We start from the raw sequence: 22,609 nt of genomic DNA on the forward strand, positions 1-22,609 counted from the left end.
TATGGATTTTTATGTAGTAAAATTTTTTGCGACCTCATCTTTAACAGCTGAGGTTATTGTTGGTTATATGTTTGGAAAGCAAAAAGGAAAACCAGAATATAAGGTTTTATCAATTCCAAAGTCAAAGCTTCCAAAATTTGAATTACCAGATATAAATTTATCTTATATTGAATATAAATCAGAATTAGAAGAATTATATTATAAAGCAATAAAAGATTCAACTGTGTTGGATTTAAATAAACAATTTTTAGCTTTTGTACAAGCTACTATAAAAAGATACGGTCCAGAAATAATAAATGCAAAAATGTTTCTTGGAGTTAGAGAATCAGATGTTGCTGTAATTAAAGCGATATTATCAGAAATATTTGAAGAATGGGAAGGAGAAATTAATTTAAGAATAGTAGCTGAGAAATTAACTTATCAAGATTTAGTTTGGTTGATGACACAACATAGAAGTTTTAGTGAAAAAGAAAAGTCTTATCTTAGCAGGATAGATGTTCAATCATCTCCCGAAGTATTACCATTAACAGATCCGTTGAATGGATTGACGGTAAACAATCTTGATGTAGGAGATCCTATTTATACATTAATAATAGACCCTGTTGAACCATCAAATATAAATAAATTAAAAGAACAATACCCTGATAAATTTGATGAAAATAATAAAAATATATTACCAATAGAGTCAAAATTGATTGCTAAAGAGTTAATACCAGATACCGATTATTTTTTTATTAAAGTTGATTTAGGTGGTGGAATAACTGGAAAAACTGTAATTTCAAAAAATTTAAAAATGATGGTTGATAGTAATAAAATAGAAGAAATGCACAAAAAAAGAGAAGAATACGCCAATCCGCCAGAAGATAAAATAATAGGAGATATATTAAAAGATTCTATAGCAGGATTAAAAAGAGAGGCAAATTTACCAGAAAATAAGGTAAGGAGTAGCGATATTCTTATAATTTTTGGTTTATCAATAGGATTAATAATAGGTGCTATTTTACTTGGAATGTGGTTTGGGGTGTTTTGATGAAAATATATTCTTTAATTTTAATATTTTCTTTAATAATTATAGGCATTGTATTTAACTTATTTATGGTAAATTACATATATAAAAATTTTATATATAGAAACATTGCATTCAGAAATGAACTAAATTTAATTAATGAGACAGAAAGAATGTACAAAAACAAAGAATATTCAAAAAATATAATATATTCAACAAATACAGCAACATTAATAAAAGTAATTTTTAATAATTCAATTGAAGGAGTAATTATTCAGGAGGAATAAAATGAAATTAAAATTATCTTATGCTACTGCTATATTACTTGGATTAAAAAGAGGAAAAATAAATTTTGAAATGCCAACAGCTTATTTAATGTTAGGAGAAAAATGTATTTATAATTGCAATTTTTGTGCTCAAGCAAGAGAAGCTAATTCAAATATAGATTATTTATCTAGAATAAAATGGCCGGAGTATTCATTAGAAGATTTTGTTAAAAAGATTAATGAGAGTAACCCTTTTAAAAGATTATGTATTCAGGTTGTGAATTCTAAAAATTATTTCGAAGATTTAAATAAATTTTTAGAATCTATCAAAGAAATTAATGTATTAAAAGCAGTTTCTTTAAGACCTAAAAATTTAGATGAGATAGATAGAATATTTGATTACGGTATAGATAATTTGGGGATTTCAATAGATGTAGCAAATAAAAAATTATTTTCTGAAATTAGAGGGGGGAGTTTTAACTCTCTCTTTAACATTTTAATAGAGGCATCAAAAAAATATCCTGGTAAAATAACTACTCATATTATTGTAGGATTAGGTGAAAGTGATGAAGATTTGATAAATTTAATGCTTGAAATGAAAATATATAATATTTTAGTATCTTTATTTGCATTTACACCAGTTCAAGGTACGAAATTTGAAGATAGAGAACCGCCTTCAATAGATAGATATAGAAAGATTCAATTTGCTAGAGAAATTATAGAAAAATATGATGTAAAAAAAACAGATTTTGCATTTAAAAATGGAAGCTTAGTAAAATTACCAGATATGGAAATTTCAGTTGAAGAAGCAATAAAAACAAGTGGGTGTAGTTATTGTACGAGACCATATTATAATGAAAAACCCAATAAAGTTTTATATAATATACCACACAAAAGGAAAAACTGAAAGGAGGAAGGAAATGGCTCTTTTAACGTTTAAAGGAGGAGTTCATCCACCTGAAAAAAAGGAATTGGCAGAACATAAAAAAATTAAGATTTTGCCATTACCGGAGAAAGTGTACATTTACACCACAAATCACATAGGTGCACCTGCAAAAATTCTTGTAGAACCTGGCCAAAAGGTAAAAACAGGTCAAAAAATTGGTGAAGCAAATGGTTTTATATCAGCAAATATTCATTCATCTATTACTGGTGAAGTAGTAGAAATAGTAAAAATGACAAATGCAGCAACAGGAACTAAAAATGATGTTATTGTAATTCAGAGGACAGGGGAAGATGAATGGGATTTAATTCCAAATCATGGTGATTATTCTAAAAAAACTTCACAAGAAATTGTAGAAATCGTAAAAGAAGCTGGAATTGTAGGGTTGGGCGGAGCTATGTTCCCTTCTCATGTTAAAATGTCTATTCCAGAAGGGAAAAAAGCAGAACATTTAATTATCAATGCCGCAGAATGTGAGCCATATATCACAATTGATAATCGAATGATGTTAGAAAGATCAAAAGAAATTGTAAAGGGTATAAAAATAATAATGAATGCAATAGGTGTTAAAAAAGCTTATATAGGTATAGAAAGCAATAAACCTGAGGCTATAGAAAAAATGAAAGAAGCAGTTCATGGAGAACCAATAGAAATTAAAGTATTAAAAACAAAATATCCACAAGGTGCTGAAAAACAATTAATTTATGCAATAACAAAGAAAGAGGTTCCATCAGGTGGGTTACCATTAGATGTAGGAGCTGTAGTTTTTAATGTTTCAACAGCATATGCAATTTTTGAAGCCGTTGAAAAAGGAAAACCTTTGGTAGAAAGAGGTATAACACTAACAGGAGAAGGAGTGAAAAATCCTGGTAATTTTATATATAGAATAGGTACATCAGTTAAAGACTTATTAAATCACGTTGGTTTAGTAGAAGAGGAAAAAATAGATAGGATCTTATATGGTGGCCCTATGATGGGGATTCCATTACCTAATATAGAATTACCAACATTTAAAGGAAATAATGCTTTAACTGTTATGACAAAAGAAGTAGCTCCTAAAAAAGAGCTTTTTCCATGTATTAGGTGTTCTAAATGTGTTCAAGTATGTCCGATAAATTTAATGCCATATTTATTGAAAATGCAAGTAGAAAAAAGAGAATATGACAAAGCATTAGAATACGGATTAATGGATTGTATTGAATGTGGTTCATGTTCATTTGCATGTCCAGCAGGTATAGAACTTGTAAAAACATTTAAAACTGGTAAAAAAGTTGCAAGAGCTTTAAAAGGGAGGGCAAAAAAATGAAGTTGAATATTGCAGCAGCACCTCACTTAAGATCAAAAGATAGCGTTAGATCAGTTATGGTTGATGTGTTAATCGCCCTCATTCCATCAGTTATAGTATCTACATGGGTTTTTGGATTAAAAGCGTTATGGATAATGTTATATACAATGATATTGGCAGAAGTTATGGAATTATTTATAATGAAGGTTTTAAGAAAACAAAAAGATTTCAAACCAGATTTTAGTGCTTCTGTTACAGGTTTATTATTAGCTATGAATTTATCTTTAGCTGTAAATTGGTGGCAAATCCTCATTGGGACATTTGCAGCAATAGTATTGGGAAAACATGTATATGGTGGATTAGGTAAAAATGTATTTAATCCAGCTTTAGTGGGAAGAGTATTTATGTTAATATCCTTTCCTGTAGCTATGACAACATGGTATAAACCATTTTATTTTAAGTATGATGTTATTACAACAGCTACACCTTTAGCTATTTTAAAAGAAAAAGGTGTTTCAGCATTATCAAATTGGTCAGATTATACAATAAATCTAAAAACATTATTTATAGGAACAATACCTGGTTCTATTGGTGAAGTTAGTGCATTAGCTTTAATAATTGGATTTATATATTTAGTTATTAGAGGAAGAATAAAAATTTGGATTCCTATAACATATATTTCAACAGTATTTGTAATTGCTTCTATTTTCTACTTATCAGATCCAACAAAATATGCGTCTCCATTATTCCATATATTTGCAGGAGGTTTAATGTTAGGTGCATTATTTATGGCAACGGATATGGTAACTAGTCCTATGACAATAAAAGGACAGGTTATATTTGGGTTGGGTTTAGGCTTAATTACAATGACAATAAGACTTTTTGGAGGATATCCAGAAGGGGTATCTTTTTCAATATTAATTATGAATGCATTAGTACCTTTAATTGATATTTATGCTAAACCACGTATTTTTGGAACTACAAGAGGTGGTAAAAAGTGAAAGAATATATGAAAACAGGATTAATATTAATGATATTTATAGTGATTTCTGGTTTTATAGTCTCATTAGTATATATATCAACTAAACCAGCAATTGATAATGCTGAGTTACAGGCAAAATTAAAGGCTATTAAAAAAGTTTTGGAAAATTCAAGAGGAGAAGGGTTATTGATTTCTGAAAATATGATACCTAAAACATCAAAGGAATTAGAAAAAGCTATCTGGGATTCGAGTGAAAATGGAATTCTTTATTCTACATCAAATTCAAAGGTTTATTCTCCTGTATATAAATATACAAATAAAGAAGGTAAAGATGTATACATTTTAACGGTATCAAGCATAGGATTTGGTGGGGAAGTTATTTCTGTAGTCTCTTTTGTTAAAGATGAAAATATATATTTTAATAATTTGGAAGTAATTTCATATTCTCAGGAAACTCCAGGATTAGGTGCAAATATAGCTGAAGAAAAAGTAAAAGAAAGATTTTATCCTATTTCGTATGAAGGATTAATTAATGGTGTTAAAGTAAATAAAGATGCTGGAGTTATTTTAAGTACTCCAGAACAGATTAAAGAGGGAAAAGGAAAAGGTATTATTCAAACAAGTGATGTAATGACGGGAGCAACAATTACTCCAAGAGCTGTAGCAAATTCAATAAACGCTGGGTTTGAATACCTCAAATCCAAAGGGGTGATTCAATAATGGCTAATATAAAAAATTTAAAAGCAGGATTATTCCAACAAAATCCAATTTTTATACAAGTATTAGGTATGTGTCCGACACTCGCCACAACAACAAATTCAACAAATGCTTTAGGTATGGGGTTAGCTACGTTATCTGTTTTAATTATGTCTAATATTGTTATATCTTTGATAAAAAAATGGGTACCTAAAAATATAAGGATTCCTATTTATATAGTAGTTATAGCTTCATTTGTTACAATGGTAGATTTATTAATGCACGGATACACGTATGAACTATGGAAAACACTAGGGTTATTTATTCCATTGATAGTTGTTAATTGTATTATTCTAGGAAGGGCTGAATCTTTTGCCTCTAAAAATGGATTATTAGATTCTATATATGATGCTCTAGGTATGGGATTAGGATTTACAGGCGCTTTAGTATTATTAGGTTCTGTTAGAGAATTATTAGGAAATGGAACGATTTTTGGATTGCCGATTTGGGGAGATGCAATGAAATTATATGTTATGATTCTTCCACCAGGAGCTTTTCTTGTGTTGGGAATGTTGTTGGCTATGTTTAATTACATTGGAATATATAACAGAAATAAAGCAAAGGCTGGTGAAAAGAAATGAAGCTATTTTTTATATTTCTTTCAGCAATTTTAGTAAATAATTTTGTTTTATCAAAATTTTTAGGGATATGTCCTTTTTTAGGTGTTTCAAAAAAAATAAGTTCTGCTTCAGGTATGTCAATGGCTGTTATTTTTGTTATGGTTATATCCAGCGTTATCACATGGTTTTTAAATTTATTGTTAATAAAAATGGGATTGGAGTTTTTAACGACAATAGTATTTATCTTAGTTATAGCAACATTAGTTCAATTTATAGAATTTTATATAAAAAAAGTTTCACCAAATTTATATGAAGCATTAGGTATTTACTTACCATTGATTACTACGAATTGTGCTATTTTAGGATTAGCTTTAATTAATGTAATGAATAATTTTACATTAGTCGAAACAATCATAAATGCATTGGGTGCAGGATTTGGTTTTGCTATGGCATTAATAATTTTCTCTGCAATTAGGGAAAGAATGGACTATTATGATATTCCTGAACCATTTAAAGGAACTGCAATAGCTTTAATTACTGCTGGTTTATTATCAATGGCTTTTATGGGATTCTCAGGTCTCATAAAAATATAAGGGAGGAATACTAATGTCAATAATTATCAATGCAGTAATATTACTTGCAATACTAGGTTTTTCTGCAGGTTCGTTTTTAGCCTTTGCGGAAAAAAAATTTGAAGTTAAGGAAGACCTTAGAGTAGTTTTTGCTGAAAACTTACTACCTGGTATAAATTGTGGAGCTTGTGGATATCCAGGGTGTTCTGGATTTGCAAAAGGCTTTGTTAATGGTGATGTTAAGCCAGATGGTTGTTTGCCAGGAAAAAGGCAAGGAGTTCCTGAAAAGTTAACAAAATTATCCAAGATGTCAGATGATGAATTAAATAAAATTTGGGAAGAACTAGAAGAAAATCCTGATAAAATAAAAGAAAAATTTTAAAAAAACTAGGGAGTTAAATGCTCCCTAGTTTTTTTATTAAAATCTTTCTAAAAGTAATAATTTTTTTATCTTTAGGATTTTTTAAAATATACTCTATCCAATTTCTTAATAGATAAAAATTATTTTTTAATAAATGTTTATGTAATTTTTCTGCATTATTATCATCTGGATTATCTAAAATTTGTATATACATATCTATTATTTCCTTTAAATAAGCATTAGCTTGATTTAAAGTATATTTTTCTTCAATAAGTTTAGTTAAATAAGAATTCTTTAGATTATTAAAATCATAATTTTTTATTAAATCATTATAATCTATAGGAATATCTAATTTTATTATAACATCAGAACCAATTTGATTTAAATAAATATTACCATTTAAGTCTTTTAAATATTTCTGAATTAAGAAAATATTGAAAGATTCAATATTGCTATAGTCCAAAGCAAATGATTTATCTAAAAGTAAAATATAATCATTGAAAGTGTTATTTTTATCAATTATTTTTATTTCCAGGAAATCTTTTTCTGAAATAATGGATTTTTTATAAGAAATTTCAATATTCCCTTTATCCTTATTTTTTAATAATAGGAGTAGTAATTCATATAAAATTTTATGTAATTTTTCCTTATTAGAAAAGATAAAAGAATTGTTAATAGGTATATTTTCAATTATTCGAATATTTTTTTCATTTAAATAGTATGATAAAAAGTATAATACTTCTTTATGAAAGTAATAAATATCAAAAAATTCAAAGGTCTCTTTTTCATAAAAAGTTTTATCAATAATTTCAATATTTTCAAATTTGTTTATTATAGTATTTAATTCAGAAATATTTTTTATTATAGTATTCTTTTCTAATTCTTTAGATAAATTAACAGTTAATATATCAACTAAATTTTGAAGAGAGTTTTTAATAGAAAAAATAAAATTATTAATTAATTCTTTGTTTTTTATTTTCAGATTATCAATTATTTTTTTTTGTTCAGAAATTTTGTTATTTTTTCTTTCAATCGTTTTATGTAAATTATCAATATTTTCTTTCAGTAATAAACTTTCTTTTATATTCAAATTAGTATCAAAAGGTTCTGATTTTTGTGAATAAGAAGTCAATATTTTTATATCATTTATAATATAATTATAATGTTTTTTCATCAATAAAAAGAGTAGAAAAAATAAAATAGAATTAAAAATAATAAATAAAAAAACATTATTTAAAAAAGAATTTTTGAATTCTATGCTTGGGAAAAAATAAAATAATAAGTCATTATGTTTAAATTCATATTTATCTTGGAAAATATCAAAAGCAACATTTGGATAAAATTTATTTTTATATTTTATAGCTCCTCTTAAATAGAAAGTACTATTAATGTAATTAATATAATCATTTAAATTAAAGATATATATATAATTTTCATTATTTATATTAATAATTTTAAAATAAAAATCGTCAGAAAAATTTGTATTTTCAAAATCAGAATAAATAATATTGTTATTTTTATCAATAATAGACATTTTAAAAGGTTTAAAAATAAAATGATTATATAAGATATAATGAAAAACATTTTCATTTAAATTTTTGTCAAGATTAATTATGTAATTTTTAATTCTTGATAAATCATTTTTTTTATTATAATATATTGCACTATATCTTATTAATGAAGAAAAAAAGAAAAAAGAAAATGATATAGTCAGGAATAATATTATAAGTTGTTTATAAATTTTATTCATAAAAAACACTCCCTAATGAATATTTAATACATTCATTATTTTTATTATATCACACAATAAAAAAAACGGATCCAAAGGATCCGCTAAATGTCTATCCATCTATTTCAGGGGGGGATAGGGGGATTTTCTTTTTACAAATATAGTATACAAAAATATATGTTACTTTTCAATACGTCAATATTAATTGTGAATTTTCAAACGTAACAAAAAAGCTATTTATGTAAAATTCCTTTTTTAAGTGCAGGTATTAATAAAACAGTCATAACCCATACAATAAAAATCCCTAAAACCATGGTTAAACTGAATTGTTTAAGCAATTCACCTCTTGATAGCTGAAAGGTAATAAAAGATGATATTGTAGTCAAAAAAGATAAGGAAGTGGCTTTTAAAGTATGCCAATAATGAACCTTATCTTCATCGATTGCGTGAAAAATATGAATATATCCATCAACACCTATACCAAATATTAAGGGAAGTGAAATTACTGTTAAAAATGTTGCATGAATATCAAAAAAGTAAATAATACCAAATGTAATGAGATTAGCAAAAAGCAACCCGATGATAGAAATAAAAGTTTCTTTAAAAGATTTTCTAGATAAATAAGTTAAAATCCCAATCATGAATATTGAAAATAAAATTACATTATAAAATCTACTTTCTATAAGATACATCAATTTATATAGAGCTTTTTTATTACCTAAAAATCTATTTATATATTTGTATAGGGAATCAAAAAAATATTTCATTCCATTATTTTTGTTCAAATCAATTGATGGAGTTACATAAACTATAAAATACTCTTTATTTTCTTTATTAATTAAAATATTTTTTCTCATATTTTCTGGAATTAATTCAGTAATACCTAATATAAATTCCTTTTCATTTCTTGATTTAGTAGCTAAATCAATTATTTTTAATGTTTCGGAATATATTCCATATTTTTTAAGAACAGCAACCGCAAAAGGGTCATTAACTAACTCAGAAATTTCCTGAGTTTTAATTTTTAATTTTTCAAAATCACCTAATTGTTTTTTCAAGATATCCAAATAACTTTCAACCTTGGATACATAAGGAGATTTTTTTAATTCTTCTATAATTTTAGTTGAGTCTTCATTTATCCCAATAATAAATTGCATTTCATTAAATACAGATGTGCCAAAATGGTTTGCAATATCATTAAATACTTTAGAACTTTCAGCATTTGTAGGTGCTAATCCAGGTGGAGTATATGAAAAGTTTGAAAAATTAATTAAACCAAAAATTGAAAAATAAGCTGTAAATAATATTATAAAAGATAAGATAATTTTTCTTTTTTTAGGGATCCAAAATCCTAATTTTTGAAAGAATAAATTTATTTTATTTTCTTTATAGGTTTTAAGTATAATACTTCTAAAGGGATAAAAAGTAATAGGAGCTAAAAAAATCATGATTAATGCAAAGACAAATAGCCCCATACTACTGATTAGTGCCATTTCAGTAAAAGCAGGAAGTTTCATAAAAATTAAAGAAATAAAAACAAATATTGTAGTTAATACTCCAAAAATAATTGGGATTAGAACAGAATCATATGTAATAGCTAACGCTTCTATATAATTTTTTCTTTCTTTAAATTCAGTAATTAAACGACTAGTGATATGAATACCGTAATCTATTCCTAAACCCAAGGTTATAGCAGCAACAAAAGAAGTTAGTATATTAAGTTGTTTGAAAACAATTGCTGATAAACCTAAAGTTATTCCGACGGATATTATTAAATTTAAAAAAACTAGTATTGTAGTAGTTAAATTTCCGAAAGTTAAGTAAAAGATAATTATTATCAATAAAATAGATAAATATGTTGTAATGGAGAAATCAAAAGAAACAGTTTTATTTGCTTCATATGAATAAATATAAGCTCCAGTTAAACCCGTACGGATTTTATAATCATTATTTATAGATGAAAGTACTTCTTTTACTTTAGGAATGATTGAATTTACAAAGATTAGATTTGTGGTTGGTTCTTTAAAAGTAACTCCCATGACCATAATTTTTTTATCTGGCGATAATGTATAATATCCTAATAATGGATCAGATTCTTTTGAGTTTTCAAAACTATCATTAAGTTTATTCAATAAAGATAAAGTTGTATTTATATATTCAAAAGATTTAAAATCATAAGGATTAATATTTGAAAATGCATTAAATGTATTTTTTAAATTACTCATTAATTCATCAATTAAGCTGGAATTTGATACATTTAAAAATCCATAAGATAATAATAAAGATACATCGGTTTTTGCTAGATCTTTAAATTCAGACAAATTTTTCATTCTATTAGAAAAATCAAGAGCAAGCTTTCTATAATCAGTATTTTCATTTATATAAAAAGCTACAATCATAACTTCAGATTCAGATTGTTGTTTGGATTCATTTTTAAAAGAAATGACAGTAGGGTCATCTTTAGGAAGCAATTCTAAAAGATCAGAATTTATTTTTAAATTTCTTAAATTATAAATTATTCCAATTGAAAGTATAAAGAAAATTATTAATAGCAATTTGTAATTTTTTGTAAGAAATTCTGCAATTAATAAATATTTTTTTTTCATGCTTTCATCTCCATAACAAAATATACGTAGTAAAATCTATAATTGTTCCAAAAATCAAAGATTGGAAGTTTTTATTATTAAAGTCCTTATATCCTTTTAATAATTCAATCCAAATTATAGGTATAAAAAAATAATATTTAAAGAAAGAAAAAAATCCTATTAAAAGAATAGGAGACAAAGAAAGCATATAATAAGGATAAATGACTCTAAAATCTCTAATAGGATAAAAAAAAGCTCTTAAAACATTATTAGTAAAAATAAAAAAAATTAATATAATACTTTTTATAAAAAAAGTATGCAAAGAAATGTATTTAAATAAAGGTGAAAACCAAAAATAAAATAAAATTATAACACCAATGAAGATAGTATCATATTTGATATTTTTAATTTTATGAGGAGTGAATAAGATCTTAAAAATATTATTAAACATCAATGAATTCCTCCAGTATAAATTTTCATATCATAAGTTACATTTATCCCAAGCTCCATAAAAACATTCAATAAAGGTTTAACGCCTGCTTTACTCAAAATATTATAGTCCAATATAATTCCATTTTCTTTTTTTAATTTCTCTAAGATTTTAGTTTTAAAAGAATAAGATTTATAGTTATTGTTATCCATAACAAAATACTTTAATTTTAAAAAACTCAATTCTTCTAAAGATAGTTTGGATAGGTCAATTATAGCGATTGTAGGATAATTTACCAAAGTAAAATTTTTTGAATAAGATATATATTTGTTTAATTTAAGACCATAAAAATTTATTTCTTCATGATATTCCTTTAAAGAGGAATCAAAAGATTTTAGATTAGTTTTCAATTCTTGAAAAATTTCTGTATTGATAACAGCTAGGGATACATGATTTGTAGAATAGTCTATATTTATTTTTCCAACAAAAACACCTAAATCTTTAATAACAAAAAAAATTCTAGAAAGATTTTTGGATTCATTAAGTATAGAAATTAAATTATTTTTAATTTGTTCATGGTAATTTTGGGTAGAATATGTTGGCATTGGTTCTCTTTCAACGATTTGCGTTTCGATATTTCCAAATAAAAAATATGTTATTACACTTAATAAAAGAATGGTAATAGAGAAGACTATTACCATTCCATATATTCTCATTTATTTTCCTCCCATCTTCAAAACCTCAATAGCTTTTAATAATTGTAAATCATTTTCCAAATCAACAACAGCTTCAAAAGTTGTTGTGTTTTTTGCTTGCAATTGCTCAACATTTTTAATTTCTTTTTTAGGGTTTTCAACAACAATATCAGGATCAATACCTTTTAAATGAATATCATTTCCATTAGGAGTAAAGTAATGTCCAATGGGCAACCAGACTTCTCCACCATTTTCTAATGGAATAGGTCTTTGGACAGCTGCCTTTCCATATGTAGTTGTTCCTACAACAGTAGCAATATTATTATCTTTTAAAGCACCAGTTAAAATTTCTGATGCAGAAGCAGAAGATTTGTTTACCAATAATACAATAGGTAATTTATCTAAAAAATCAAAATGTTCATATGTTTTTGGATTAATAACTTCTTCAGAACCATCAAAGTATCTTACTGTAACAATTTTTTTATCCTTAATAAACATACTTGCTATATCTATAGCTACGTTTAAGAAACCGCCTGGATTGTTTCTTAAATCAAGAATAATCCCTTTTACATTTTCTTTTTCAATAGCTTTTAGTGCTTTTTGCATCTCAGAAGCGCTTTTTTCTGCAAAATTAGTAAGTTTTATATAGCCTATTTTATAATCTTCACTGCTAAATACTTTATATTTTGCAGTAACTGTTTCAATTTTAGCTCTTACAAGAGTAATTTTTTTTGTATCTTCCCAACCTTCTCTAAAAACTTCAATTTGTACAGTAGTACCAGGTTTTCCACGCATTTTATTTACTGCACCAATATATCCAATTTCGGAAACGGGAGAACCATCAACGCTTATTATTAAATCATCTGCTTGCAATCCCGCTTCATATGCAGGGGTACCAATCATAGGACTAATTATTCTAATTGCTTCAAGTTTTGAATCATAACTTACTAAGATTCCTAACCCTCCATATTCTCCAGATTCTTCAATTTTACTTTCTGTAACTTGCTGAGAATCTAAATACCATGCAAATGGATCATTTAATCCTTCTACCAATCCTTTTAATGTAGAATCTAATACTTTATCATAATCAACATTATCTTTTTCATAATATATATTGTTAATATAGTACAATAAGGTGTATATAGGGTTTTGGAATTTTTCAAGATAAAGTTTTTCTACATCTTTGGTATTATTTGTATTTGCCCATAATAAAACAAAAGATAAAATAATAAGTAAAATCACAATAAAGCTTTTAATTCTTTTATTCAAAAACAATCTCTCCCTTCCTATATTAAATTATTTTTTTAGTATTTAAAAGTGCTTCTACCTATAAATTCTCTTATAATAGACTTTTTTGGAATTTCTTCTAACTCTGTAATAGGTAAAAAATAATCAAGGAATTTTAATAATCTTTTTGCTTCAGAATATTCTTCATTCGAATTGTCTACTGAAAGAAGTAAAGGTTCAGCGAATATTTTTAATACCGATAATTCATAAATTAAATTTGAATTAAACATAACATCCGCTTCTTCTTGATAAGGAAAAATATTCCTTTCTTCACCTTTTCGCACATTTGGCCACATTTTTAAAGTGTTTAACGCTGAGTAACCTCTAAACTTAAAATCTCTAACAATTCTTCTAATTAGTCTAGTATCAGTTGTATTTATTCTGTTCATAGAATCTAAATTCATTTGAGTAAGAGCGCTAACATAAATTTTATATTTATATTCCTTGGAAATACTTTCTGTTAAAGTTTCATTTAAACCATGAATTCCTTCTATTATCAAAATATTATCTTTTTCAAGCTTTATTTTTTTACCGCTTTTTAAACTTTTTCCATGAACAAAATCAAATTTAGGTAATTCGATTTCTTCTCCATTTAATAATTTTGTTAAATGAGTATTGAAAAGATCGAGATCCAAGGCATATATTGATTCAAAATCATAATTTCCATTCTCATCTTTAGGGGTTCTTTCCCTATCAACAAAATAGTCATCTAAAGAAATAGGAATAGGCTTTAACCCATTAACTTTTAATTGCAAAGCCAATCTTTTTGCAGAAGTAGTTTTTCCAGAAGATGATGGGCCAGCAATTAAAACAATTTTTGTATTTTTTCTTTTTATTATTTCATCAGCAATTTGAGCGTATTTTTTTTCATGTAATGCTTCTGATACTCTAATTAACTCAACAACTTCATGTGGCCCTTTTGTTATTAATTCATTTAATTCTCCAACAGTACTAACTTCAAGAATTTTTAACCACTCTTTATATTCATTAAAAGCATAAGATAATTTTGGATAATGTTTATATTCGGGTACTTTGTCGGGCGATGAAGGTGTAGGGTGTAAAATGACAAAACCGTCATCGATATCTATTAGTTCAAATTTATTTATATATTTAGTTGATGGCGGCATATATCCATAAAAATAATTAAAATATTTATCACATATATATATATTTACTTTGTCTTTTTTTCTATATTTAAATAAGGATGATTTATCTTTAAGATCAACGTTATTAAATATAGTCATAGCTCTAAATTTATTAATAGTTTTTTTATCAAAAGGTATATCTTTTTCAACATATTCTAACATTTTTTTCTTTAAATTTTCAAGCTTTTTTTGTGAAGGTTTTCCATCTCTTAATTCACAATATAAACCATTACCAATTGTGTGATGTACATATAATTTATCTTTAGGATATAAATCTTTTAAAGCCATATATAGTAAAAATAATACACCTCTTTGATAAATTCTAAAACCATCTAATGTAGAGGTATCAATAAGTTCTATTCTACCAGAATCTTCGATATATTTGTTTAATTCCCTAATGTTATTATTATGTTTTATAGCTAAAATAGGTAATGGATGATCTTTTTGAATATCTATTACAATATCAATATATCTTTTGCCTTTTTCCACGTGAAACCTTTTATCATTAAATTTTATCTCATATCTCAAAGTAATACCTCCCAATTATTTAAATTTTTGTAATAATCTTATTCGATTTCAGAAACAAAAGGGTATTGACAAATGTTGAATTTATGATATAATAGTTACTGTGATTGGGGCGTGGCCAAGCGGTAAGGCGGCGGATTTTGGCTCCGTTATTCGGTGGTTCGAATCCATCCGCCCCAGCCAAAGCCGGTGGAAGCCGGCTTTTTTGTTATTTAGTGGAAATTAGCTAATGTAATTATATCATAAAATTATATTTTTGAAATACTTTTATTTATATTTACACTCGTTAACTAATAACGCCCTCATATTATTATGAGGGCATTAGAATTATTTCTGATATAATACATAAGCAGATAAAGACTCTAAAGTGATTTCATTTTCTACTGTTTCAATTGTTTTTATTCCGGCTGATTTATCATTAACTACTACATTCCATTTTCCTTCGGGTAAATTAAAATTAACTTTTGAAGAATTTGCGTTATAAATTACAATAATATTTTTCCACGTATCGTTGTTTGCGTTATTTTTAATCATAAATGCAACCATTCTTTTTTTAGGTGTTTTCAAAAACTCCAGATGTTTTTTAATTGTATAAGAGTCTGTCATTCTAAAAGCTGGATGTTCTTTTCTTAAAGTAATTAAGCCTTTATAGTATTCAAAAATATCGTAGTATTGTTCTTTTCTTGACCAATCAAAAATATTTGGTAATTCTATATTATATGGATTGTCATTTCCCATTTTTGTTCTTGCGAAATCAACGCCGCCATGTAAAAAAGATATTCCTTGTGAGGTTAAAATAATAGCGTTTGAAAATTTTTGAGCCTTTTTTAATTTAATTTCTATGTTTTTAGGAATATTATCAGGGGTATAACCTAAAGCCAATGCATTTTTATCCCATAAAGTATGATTATCATGATTAGAAACATAATTTATTGTTTCTTCTGGATCATTTGCCCATAATCGTATTTTCGAATCATAGTCGATAGAACCAACAACACCTCTTTTTATTTTTAATTCTTTTCCTAAAGAACCCAAACCAAAACCTTTTATTTTTGCATTAAAAACACTTCCTCTAATTGCATTTCTAAAATCATCGTTAAACATTGCTATATGCATGTTTTTTTGATCACCTTTACCAAATAATAAATTTCCTCCTCCAGTCCATGGCTCGCCGTATAATAATATTGATGGGTCTATACTATGAAGTTCTTTGCTAATTAATTCCATAGTTTTTTTATCTATTAATCCCATAAGATCGAATCTGAAACCATCAATATGATACTCATTTACCCAATACTTCACAGAATCAAGAATAAATTTTCTTACCATAGGTCTTTCTGTAGCAATTTCATTACCCACACCTGAACCATTTGTATAATGTCCCGTATCATCTGTTCTGTAATAATAGTAAGGTACTGTTTGATCAAAAGCTGAACCTTCTCCTACAACAGCAGTGTGATTATACACAACATCAAGAATTACTCTAATTCCATTTTCGTGGAATTTTTTAACCATTTGTTTAACTTCCGTTATTCTTGAATTTGGATCAAAAGGATTAATGGAATAAAATCCATCGGGAACATTATATAATTTTGGATCATATCCCCATCCGTATTGATCTTTAAATTTTGTTTCATCAATAAAATAAATATCTTGTATAGGCATAATATGGACATGCGTAATTCCTAATTCCTTTAAATGAGATAAACCTGTTTTTATTCCATTAGGAGTTGAAGTGTTTTCTTGAACTAATCCCAAATATTTTCCTCTATATTTTTCATCAACGCCAGAATTTTTATTTATTGTAAAATCCTTTACATGAATTTCATAAATAATCGCATCCTCAGGATTTATAAATGGAGGTTTTATATCCTCGTTCCAACTTTTGGGATTGGTATCTTTTAAATCTACAACAGCTGATTTTTCTGAATTTACAGAAACAGCTATTGAATATGGATCAACTGTTTCTCTATATTTACCATATGAAAAAAATCTATATTTATAAAAAATACCTTTTAAATCTCCATCTACTTTAACGCTCCATACACCATTTGATTCCTTGTTCATTTTATAAATTTTATTTGGTTTTTTATTCTTATAATCATAATACAATAAAAGTTCAGCACTTTTTGCCACTGGGGACCATACTTTAAAAATAGTATATTTTTTTGAATAAGTTATTCCTAGATCATTTCCATCATAATAAAAATTATTTAATATATTTCTCATAATAACAGTATTTTCAACATAACCTAAAATACTTACTTTTACTGTTTTATATACGTCTTTAAAAGGAGAGTTAAGAATAACTTTGATTTTTGATGTTTTTGAAATATCGGTAGGATCCAATTTTTCCACATTTTTTACAATTAACTCTTTGTTATCAGCAAAAACATGTACCTTTCCCTTCCAATCTTTTATATCGAAAGGAGTAGTTAAATTTATTTTCAGTTCTGTAGGAGAATCCATAATAGCACTTAAAATTCTAGGGCTAATATCTATATTATTAGGGTTAACATAATGTTCTTCTACACTAGAAATGATCCATATTTCGGCAACACCATTCTCAGGGATTTTAACAAATCTATCTTTTGCTACATCCTTTGCTTGCCATTCATTTAGTCTTACAATATATCCTAATTCTGTATATTTTTCATCAAAAGAGATTATGCTGTATACTCCAAAATTATCTTTTCCTGTAAATTGATAGGCATGTCCTTCTAAAGATTGAGGTTTGTGAGGCCAAACCCATAAATTCCATCCAGTATAATTTCCATCAAAACGATGATAATGTATAATTAAAACAGTTTTTCCGCCAAAATCCTTTGCAGTTTTTCCTGTACTGTAATTAGGAAAAGCTGCCAAAATAAATGTGTAAATCGTCAAAATTAAAAAAAGTAATATCTTTTTTTTATTCATAATAACCCCTCCATTTAAAAGTTTTTATAAATTTTGAAATATAATATATGTAGTAATAAGTTTGGCTGAAATCACTTTATATATTTTCATTATACCAATTCAATAAATAAAAATAATTGTAAAAAATAGTTATCATAGTTTAATTTTAATAAATATGTTTAATAAAATACAATTATTTAAAAAAATCATTAATATACAATAGAAATAATTTGGTATAATAGCTCAAAAAAGTTTTTATAAATTTATCTAAATGAATTCAACTTTTAATATATTATCTTAAGGTTATGGTATAATTATTTTGAATGGAGGAATAAATTTGAAATTAACAAAAACATTAAAATTATCCATAATTGAGGCTATGTTTTTTAATGCTTTTTTTGTAGCGACACAAACTTTTATAATAATATCAATTGCATTGTATTTTAATGCAACTCCTTTTCAAATCTCTATAATTTCTTCATTCCCAGTTTTTGCTCAAATGTTTCAAGTTTTTACTCCGCTTTGGTATAAATTTTTTGGAGATAGGAAAAAAAGTTTGATGTTTGTTTCTATAATTGGGAGAGGTTCTTTGATTTTATTGCCAATTGTGGTTTTTTTGGATTTAAAAAAATCATGGATATTTGTTTCTATAATGATTATTTACTCATTATTTGGAACATTTATAAGTAATATTTGGACTACTGCGATGAGGGAATTAGTTCCATTTGAAAAAAGAGGGAAATATTTTGGAATAAGAAATGTTTTTGCATCTGCTGTAGGCATTTTAGCAACTTATTTATATGCGCAATTTTTGGACTATGCGGATCAAAAAACAGGTATTTTATTGGTAACAATATTGGTTGCATTTTTTTCGACAATAACAATTATTTTATTCTTTTTTCATAAAATCCCAGAAATTAATGATAAAGTACCAAAGATAGATTTTAGGAAACCATTTCGAGATAAGAAATTTCAAACATTTTTAATTTTTGTGGTTATTTGGACATTTGCAATAGAATTGACAAGGCCATATTTTTCGTATTTGCAATTAGCAATCTTGGGCGTAAATACAAAATTTTTAGGTAATATAAGTGTTGTTTCAGGGATAATTACGCTTATTCTTTATCCATTTTATGGGAAATTAAGTGATAAATATGGTAATAAAAATATATTGATGATAGGGATTTCGTTAGCTACAATAGCTCCTCTGTTATATTTTGTAATAACAGATTATAATTATAAAAGTTTAATTTTGTTTGATGGAATATTTTCTGCCTTTGCTTGGGCAGCAATAAATTTAACCTTTTTTAATTTATTGTTGGAAACAATTTCGGAACCTGCGGAAAGTTATATAGGAGCATATGCATTTATTTCTGGAATTACTGCAATTATAGCTTCAAATATAGGTGGATTTTTAGGTAATTTCTTAAAAGACAAGACGATATATATATTAGGGGATAAATATCATGGAATTCAATTATTGATATTATCTGGTTTTTTATTTAGGATATATGCATTATTACATTTAACTAGTGTGGAAGCATATGAGAAACCTATCAGATATAAAAGTTGGTTATTATCAAATCCTTCATTGTTCAAAAGAAGAGAAGTACAATTACCGATGTATTTGAAAATTTTAAAACCGAAAAGGCGAAAATTGGAGGCTAGGAATGGGAATAGAGATTGAAAGAAAATACACTCTGGATGAAGTTGAAGCAGAAAAATTAAAAAATAAAAGTATAAAAAAAATAGGTATAATACAATGGTATTTAAAGTCATCTGAAAATGAGATTGAAAGAGTAAGATTGCAGTTAATGAAAAAAAATAATGAAATAATAAAAAAATGGAATTATGCATATAAGGCCAATACAGATATCCCCCATGAAAAAATAGAAAAAGAAAAGGAATATATACCGAATAATATAAATGAATTATATGAAAAAAAAGTAGTGATAAAAATAAGATATATAATAAAAAATAATCCTGAAATAGTTTTAGATGAATTTATTGAAATATTTGGTTTAAAATACAACATTCCTGAAAAATACTTATTAGAAATAGAAATGAAAGAGATAAAAAAATATTATAAAGAAAATTTTGATGAAATATTGGAAAAAGAAAAAATAAAAATATTAAAAGATGTTACCGAAGATTATAGATATTATAATAACAATATAGCGAATAAACTAGAAAATTATAAAAATTTAAAAGAGTTAATTGAGGTGTTAAAGTGGAGGATATAATTGAAAAAGCTTGGATAGAATTGGGCAAAGAGAGTATATTCTATAACTATTTAAAAATGTATTTTGATAATATTCCTTCAGAAAATACAAGAGCAATTAAATTATCCATATCTAAGTCTGGGAGATTTAAATTACTATATAATCCTAGAAGATTAAAAGCTAAAGGAATAATATTTGCCAAGTCAATATTAAAGCATGAAATATTTCATATAATACATGGACATATTTTTATCAAAGCTAAAAATAAAACAGATAGACAAATTTGGAATTTAGCAATGGATGCAGCAGTAAATCAACAAATAAAAGAACTAGATGCTTTTTCTGTACCGCTTGATATATTACTTGATGAGGGATGTGGAACAGATAATGAGAATTTTTCTGTAGGGCCACCTATGAACTATATAAATAGAACAGTAGAAGAATATTACAAATGGATTATTGAATATTATGAAAAATCAAATAAAGCAGATCTTGAGCTAATTGAAGAAAATAGAATTGATTCACATGAAGATTTTGGAAATTTTGAAATAATAGAAGAAATAGTAACAGATCTTGTTAGTGAGGTTATTAGCGAAGCATATGAAAAATCCAGAGGAGATATCCCCTCTGGATTGGAAGTTCCGATTTCTTTAACAATAAATAAATCAAAGAAGAATTGGAAAGATTTGATTAGGCGTTTTTTTGGTAATTCTATAGTTATTGAAAAATATAGAACACCATTAAGACCCAATAGGAGATATGAAAATCAACCTGGATGGAGAAGTTTATTTGGACCAGAAATTGCAATAATCATTGACACAAGTGGCTCTATTATTGAAGATGAATATTCAGCTTTTTTTTCAGAAATAGAAAAAATAGCAAAAATATATGATTCGAGAATATATATTGTACAGATTGATAACAGTATTCAGAATATCTTGAGATATGGAAAAGGTGATTGGAAAAACATTGAAATAAAAGGAAAAGGGGATACAGATTTAGAGCCAGCTATAGAGTATCTAGAAGAAAATATAAGACCAGAAGGAATAATAATTTTTACTGATGGTTTTGTAGATGTTCCTATTATAAAAAGAAGAGCATTATTTGTTCTAAGTAAAAATTATAATAAAGAATTCAAGAAAAATGTAGAAGAGATATATGGAAATAAAGCAATCATTATTTTATAATTTTAATAAACGCCCAAAACAGTGTATTATATCGTAACAAAATAATAAAGCTATTTTTGTATTAAAAGAGTAAAATCCTTATAAAAGGTATATAATTAAGAAGGATATAATTCTGTAAATAGCTAATAAAAAAGATTATTGAAAATAATTAAAAAAATATAATTAAAGGAATGAAAAAAAAATCTTTTAACATTTTCGTAACTTCACAAAATCATCACAACATTTTAATTGAAAATTAAAAAGACCTGCGGTAAAATACACTTGGTATTTTTTAAAATATTGAAAGGAGGAATAGAAAATACTATGCCAACTATAAATCAGCTTGTAAGATATGGAAGAAAACAAATCAAGAAAAAATCAAAATCACCAGCGTTACAAAGTAATCCTCAAAAAAGAGGAGTTTGTGTGAGGGTTTCTACAATGACTCCTAAAAAGCCTAATTCAGCTTTGAGAAAAATTGCAAGGGTTAGACTTTCAAATGGAATTGAAGTTACAGCATATATTCCAGGTGAAGGACATAACTTGCAAGAACACTCAAATGTAATGATAAGAGGTGGAAGGGTAAAAGACTTACCAGGTGTTAGATATAAAATAATTAGAGGAACATTAGATACAGCTGGTGTTGAAGGAAGAAAACAAAGCAGAAGTAAATACGGAACAAAAAGACCTAAGAAGTAAGGAGGTAAGTAAATGAGAAGAAGAAGAGCGCCAAAAAGACCAGTTACTCCTGATCCAATATATAATGATGTTTTAGTTTCTAAATTGGTAGTTAGAATTATGAAAGATGGTAAAAAAACTGTTGCACAATCAATAGTATACGGTGCATTTGATATAATAAAAGAAAAATTAGAAAAAGATCCTTTAGAAGTTTATCATCAAGCAGTGGAAAATGTAAGACCATTAATCGAAGTAAGACCAAGAAGGGTTGGAGGAGCTACTTATCAAGTTCCATTTGAAGTTCCTGAAGATAGAGCAATTTCATTAGCTTTAAGATGGATTGTTAAGGCTGCTAGAGATAAATCAGGAAGACCAATGAGAGAAAAATTAGCTCAAGAATTGATTGATGCATATAATGGAGTAGGTACAGCAGTTAAGAAGAGAGATGATGTTCATAAAATGGCTGAAGCTAATAAAGCCTTTGCACATTATCGCTGGTAATATTTGAGGAGGGATTA

General features: G+C 26.3%; 20 protein-coding genes and 1 tRNA gene. 15 read left to right on the top strand and 6 right to left on the bottom strand.

Features of this window, described 5'->3' with window-relative positions:
- Position 1: 1 nt before the first annotated feature.
- Genes ACYQ44_RS00400 through ACYQ44_RS00440 form a run of 9 tightly spaced genes read left to right on the top strand, consistent with a single transcriptional unit; the run spans position 2 to position 6,752 of the window.
- Positions 2–1,030, top strand: a complete 1,029-nt coding sequence (locus ACYQ44_RS00400) for a DUF4899 domain-containing protein (RefSeq protein ID WP_459994502.1) — start codon at positions 2–4, stop codon at positions 1,028–1,030.
- The gene (locus tag ACYQ44_RS00405; protein ID WP_459994503.1) at positions 1,030–1,293 is read left to right on the top strand and encodes a hypothetical protein; all 264 of its coding nucleotides are present in this window, start codon (positions 1,030–1,032) and stop codon (positions 1,291–1,293) included. Before ACYQ44_RS00400 ends, ACYQ44_RS00405 begins: the two co-directional genes overlap by 1 nt.
- A gap of 1 nt (position 1,294) precedes the next feature.
- On the top strand, positions 1,295–2,179 hold the full coding sequence (gene lipS2, locus ACYQ44_RS00410) for a LipS2 family lipoyl synthase (protein WP_459994504.1): 885 nt from the start codon (positions 1,295–1,297) through the stop codon (positions 2,177–2,179).
- A gap of 13 nt (positions 2,180–2,192) precedes the next feature.
- Positions 2,193–3,521, top strand: coding sequence for an electron transport complex subunit RsxC (gene rsxC, locus ACYQ44_RS00415; protein WP_459994505.1), 1,329 nt, complete (start codon positions 2,193–2,195; stop codon positions 3,519–3,521).
- On the top strand, positions 3,518–4,501 hold the full coding sequence (locus tag ACYQ44_RS00420) for an RnfABCDGE type electron transport complex subunit D (protein ID WP_459994506.1): 984 nt from the start codon (positions 3,518–3,520) through the stop codon (positions 4,499–4,501). The genes rsxC and ACYQ44_RS00420 overlap by 4 nt, the downstream gene beginning before the upstream one ends.
- On the top strand, positions 4,498–5,202 hold the full coding sequence (locus ACYQ44_RS00425; protein ID WP_459994507.1) for an RnfABCDGE type electron transport complex subunit G: 705 nt from the start codon (positions 4,498–4,500) through the stop codon (positions 5,200–5,202). Before ACYQ44_RS00420 ends, ACYQ44_RS00425 begins: the two co-directional genes overlap by 4 nt.
- Entirely contained in the window at positions 5,202–5,819 is a 618-nt protein-coding gene (gene rsxE / locus ACYQ44_RS00430; RefSeq protein ID WP_459994508.1) for an electron transport complex subunit RsxE, read from the top strand. The genes ACYQ44_RS00425 and rsxE overlap by 1 nt, the downstream gene beginning before the upstream one ends.
- A complete protein-coding gene (gene rsxA, locus ACYQ44_RS00435; protein WP_459994509.1) occupies positions 5,816–6,391 on the top strand; it encodes an electron transport complex subunit RsxA in 576 nt (191 codons plus the stop codon). The genes rsxE and rsxA overlap by 4 nt, the downstream gene beginning before the upstream one ends.
- Positions 6,392–6,404: 13 nt before the next feature.
- Positions 6,405–6,752 (top strand): (Fe-S)-binding protein, encoded by a 348-nt coding sequence (locus ACYQ44_RS00440; RefSeq protein WP_459994510.1) that lies wholly within the window; start codon positions 6,405–6,407, stop codon positions 6,750–6,752.
- Between the two features lie 13 nt (positions 6,753–6,765).
- Here the strand turns inward: ACYQ44_RS00440 and ACYQ44_RS00445 are convergent, their stop codons facing one another.
- From ACYQ44_RS00445 to ACYQ44_RS00465, 5 genes are all read right to left on the bottom strand, one after another.
- Positions 6,766–8,481, bottom strand: coding sequence for a ligand-binding sensor domain-containing protein (locus ACYQ44_RS00445; RefSeq protein ID WP_459994511.1), 1,716 nt, complete (start codon positions 8,479–8,481; stop codon positions 6,766–6,768).
- 212 nt (positions 8,482–8,693) lie between these two features.
- Entirely contained in the window at positions 8,694–11,066 is a 2,373-nt protein-coding gene (locus tag ACYQ44_RS00450) for an efflux RND transporter permease subunit (RefSeq protein ID WP_459994512.1), read from the bottom strand.
- 429 nt (positions 11,067–11,495) lie between these two features.
- Entirely contained in the window at positions 11,496–12,191 is a 696-nt protein-coding gene (locus ACYQ44_RS00455; RefSeq protein WP_459994513.1) for a hypothetical protein, read from the bottom strand.
- A complete protein-coding gene (locus ACYQ44_RS00460) occupies positions 12,192–13,412 on the bottom strand; it encodes a S41 family peptidase (RefSeq protein ID WP_459994514.1) in 1,221 nt (406 codons plus the stop codon).
- 62 nt (positions 13,413–13,474) lie between these two features.
- Complete coding sequence (locus ACYQ44_RS00465; protein WP_459994515.1) at positions 13,475–15,130, bottom strand: uridine kinase family protein; 1,656 nt, start codon at positions 15,128–15,130, stop codon at positions 13,475–13,477.
- Positions 15,131–15,235: 105 nt separating this feature from the next.
- Between ACYQ44_RS00465 and ACYQ44_RS00470 the strand changes: the two genes are divergently transcribed.
- A tRNA-Gln gene (locus ACYQ44_RS00470) sits at positions 15,236–15,310 on the top strand.
- A 144-nt stretch (positions 15,311–15,454) separates the two neighbouring features.
- Here the strand turns inward: ACYQ44_RS00470 and pulA are convergent.
- Positions 15,455–18,046 (bottom strand): type I pullulanase, encoded by a 2,592-nt coding sequence (gene pulA, locus ACYQ44_RS00475; protein WP_459994516.1) that lies wholly within the window; start codon positions 18,044–18,046, stop codon positions 15,455–15,457.
- Positions 18,047–18,362: 316 nt separating this feature from the next.
- Here pulA and ACYQ44_RS00480 point away from each other — a divergent pair, with 316 nt between their 5' ends.
- The 5 genes from ACYQ44_RS00480 (at position 18,363) to rpsG (ending at position 22,592) form a co-directional block, all read left to right on the top strand.
- Positions 18,363–19,712, top strand: a complete 1,350-nt coding sequence (locus ACYQ44_RS00480) for an MFS transporter (RefSeq protein ID WP_459994517.1) — start codon at positions 18,363–18,365, stop codon at positions 19,710–19,712.
- On the top strand, positions 19,696–20,268 hold the full coding sequence (locus ACYQ44_RS00485; protein ID WP_459994518.1) for a hypothetical protein: 573 nt from the start codon (positions 19,696–19,698) through the stop codon (positions 20,266–20,268). The genes ACYQ44_RS00480 and ACYQ44_RS00485 overlap by 17 nt, the downstream gene beginning before the upstream one ends.
- A complete protein-coding gene (locus tag ACYQ44_RS00490; protein ID WP_459994519.1) occupies positions 20,256–21,434 on the top strand; it encodes a vWA domain-containing protein in 1,179 nt (392 codons plus the stop codon). Before ACYQ44_RS00485 ends, ACYQ44_RS00490 begins: the two co-directional genes overlap by 13 nt.
- Positions 21,435–21,737: 303 nt before the next feature.
- Positions 21,738–22,112: a 30S ribosomal protein S12 gene (gene rpsL / locus ACYQ44_RS00495; RefSeq protein ID WP_072864158.1), complete on the top strand. Its 375-nt coding sequence runs from the start codon at positions 21,738–21,740 to the stop codon at positions 22,110–22,112.
- A 12-nt stretch (positions 22,113–22,124) separates the two neighbouring features.
- Positions 22,125–22,592 (top strand): 30S ribosomal protein S7, encoded by a 468-nt coding sequence (gene rpsG / locus ACYQ44_RS00500; protein WP_459994520.1) that lies wholly within the window; start codon positions 22,125–22,127, stop codon positions 22,590–22,592.
- Positions 22,593–22,609 lie beyond the last annotated feature (17 nt).

The organism is Marinitoga arctica (genome assembly GCF_054657315.1).

Excerpts from the sequence above, each read along its gene's own strand:
- pulA (WP_459994516.1), bottom strand. The coding sequence starts at position 18,046 with ATGAATAAAAAAAAGATATTACTTTTTTTAATTTTGACGATTTACACA.
- ACYQ44_RS00400 (WP_459994502.1), top strand. The coding sequence starts at position 2 with ATGGATTTTTATGTAGTAAAATTTTTTGCGACCTCATCTTTAACAGCT.
- rpsL (WP_072864158.1), top strand. The coding sequence starts at position 21,738 with ATGCCAACTATAAATCAGCTTGTAAGATATGGAAGAAAACAAATCAAG.
- ACYQ44_RS00485 (WP_459994518.1), top strand. The coding sequence starts at position 19,696 with ATGGGAATAGAGATTGAAAGAAAATACACTCTGGATGAAGTTGAAGCA.
- ACYQ44_RS00455 (WP_459994513.1), bottom strand. The coding sequence starts at position 12,191 with ATGAGAATATATGGAATGGTAATAGTCTTCTCTATTACCATTCTTTTA.
- rsxE (WP_459994508.1), top strand. The coding sequence starts at position 5,202 with ATGGCTAATATAAAAAATTTAAAAGCAGGATTATTCCAACAAAATCCA.
- rsxA (WP_459994509.1), top strand. The coding sequence starts at position 5,816 with ATGAAGCTATTTTTTATATTTCTTTCAGCAATTTTAGTAAATAATTTT.
- rpsG (WP_459994520.1), top strand. The coding sequence starts at position 22,125 with ATGAGAAGAAGAAGAGCGCCAAAAAGACCAGTTACTCCTGATCCAATA.
- ACYQ44_RS00440 (WP_459994510.1), top strand. The coding sequence starts at position 6,405 with ATGTCAATAATTATCAATGCAGTAATATTACTTGCAATACTAGGTTTT.
- ACYQ44_RS00420 (WP_459994506.1), top strand. The coding sequence starts at position 3,518 with ATGAAGTTGAATATTGCAGCAGCACCTCACTTAAGATCAAAAGATAGC.
- ACYQ44_RS00405 (WP_459994503.1), top strand. The coding sequence starts at position 1,030 with ATGAAAATATATTCTTTAATTTTAATATTTTCTTTAATAATTATAGGC.
- lipS2 (WP_459994504.1), top strand. The coding sequence starts at position 1,295 with ATGAAATTAAAATTATCTTATGCTACTGCTATATTACTTGGATTAAAA.
- ACYQ44_RS00450 (WP_459994512.1), bottom strand. The coding sequence starts at position 11,066 with ATGAAAAAAAAATATTTATTAATTGCAGAATTTCTTACAAAAAATTAC.
- ACYQ44_RS00445 (WP_459994511.1), bottom strand. The coding sequence starts at position 8,481 with ATGAATAAAATTTATAAACAACTTATAATATTATTCCTGACTATATCA.
- rsxC (WP_459994505.1), top strand. The coding sequence starts at position 2,193 with ATGGCTCTTTTAACGTTTAAAGGAGGAGTTCATCCACCTGAAAAAAAG.